The organism is Anaerovorax odorimutans (assembly GCF_024459955.1).
Classification (GTDB): Bacteria; Bacillota; Clostridia; order Peptostreptococcales; family Anaerovoracaceae; genus Hominibacterium; species Hominibacterium odorimutans_A.
The window spans coordinates 1-408 of record NZ_JANFXK010000106.1 but is presented as its reverse complement, the minus strand read 5'-3'; the positions used below and the strand labels follow the sequence as shown (position 1 = coordinate 408).

Annotated in this window: 1 protein-coding gene; it reads left to right on the top strand. The window is 50.7% G+C overall.

The features are described from left to right. Positions 1-92: 92 nt before the first annotated feature. Entirely contained in the window at positions 93-263 is a 171-nt protein-coding gene (locus tag NE619_RS18075) for a hypothetical protein (protein WP_256133871.1), read from the top strand. Positions 264-408 lie beyond the last annotated feature (145 nt).

Below are 408 nucleotides of genomic sequence, written 5' to 3'. Positions count from 1 at the left end.
ACAGAACAAAAAAGACGAGCATCCGCGGACGCTGGAACGTCAAAAGCAGATGCCCATCACTAAAACCACTTTAAGGATACCACGGAGGGAACATGAAAATCAAGTTTGAAGTTGAAAAAGAAACAAAAGGCACGATCCGGTATCGGGAATTATCCGAAGAACCGGTCATCGGCACCCTGTACATCCGGAAAGCGCACTTGAAAGAGCTGGGGCTTACCGGCCAGGAGAACATTATCGTTGAAATCACAAAGGAGGATCATTAAATGAAATTCATGATTGAACTAAGCGCCTATGAAGTTAAGGAAGCCGTATCGCGCGGCCTAATCAACGCCATCGCGTCCCTTGCGGAGCCAGCGGCGGACATGGGGACGCCTACGCGGGCGGAACCGACGCGGCAGACGCAAATTC

Bases quoted from the DNA above. Each gene is read 5' to 3' on its own strand.
- NE619_RS18075 (WP_256133871.1), top strand. From the start codon at position 93: ATGAAAATCAAGTTTGAAGTTGAAAAAGAAACAAAAGGCACGATCCGG.